General features: G+C 69.3%; 1 protein-coding gene. It reads left to right on the forward strand.

Annotated elements, in window-relative coordinates:
- Positions 1 to 380, forward strand: a 380-nt coding sequence (locus tag KZA10_RS17370; protein WP_218683531.1) for a shikimate kinase, incomplete at its 5' end; no start/stop codon positions are given.
- Positions 381 to 534: the final 154 nt, after the last annotated feature.

A 534-nucleotide genomic window follows, 5' to 3' on the forward strand; every position in this document is an offset into this window, starting at 1 on the left:
GGCCGATCCCCGCCATCTTCGAGGAGCACGGGGAGGCGCATTTCCGCGCCCTCGAGTGCGCCGCCGTCGCCGAGGCGCTGTCCGAGGGCGGAGTGATCTCCCTCGGCGGTGGTGCCGTGACGGAGGCGGCCACGCGAGATCTGCTCGCGGAGCATCCGGTCGTGTTCCTGACCGTCAGTCCCGATGCGGTCGCCGACCGGCTGCGCGGCAGCAATCGCCCGCTGCTGGCGGGAGAGGATCCGCTGGAGCGGTGGCAGAAGATCTTCGAGGAGCGTCGGGGGTGGTACGCCGAGGTGTCATCGGCGACCTTCGACACCTCACGTCGTCCGATGCAGAAGATCGCGGACGAGATCGTGGCATGGAGGAGAGAGCAGCGATGAGCACGACGACCATCAACGTCACCGGAAACGACGCCTACGACATCACGATCGGACGGGGGATCCTCGATCGGGTCTCCGCCGCCGTCGCGCCGGGGGTGCGCAAGATCCTCGTCGTGCACCCGCCGACGCTCGCCGCACGAGCCGCGGAACTGCG

Origin of the sequence: Microbacterium sp. BF1 (assembly GCF_019279095.1) — a bacterium.
Taxonomy (GTDB): domain Bacteria; phylum Actinomycetota; class Actinomycetes; order Actinomycetales; family Microbacteriaceae; genus Microbacterium; species Microbacterium maritypicum.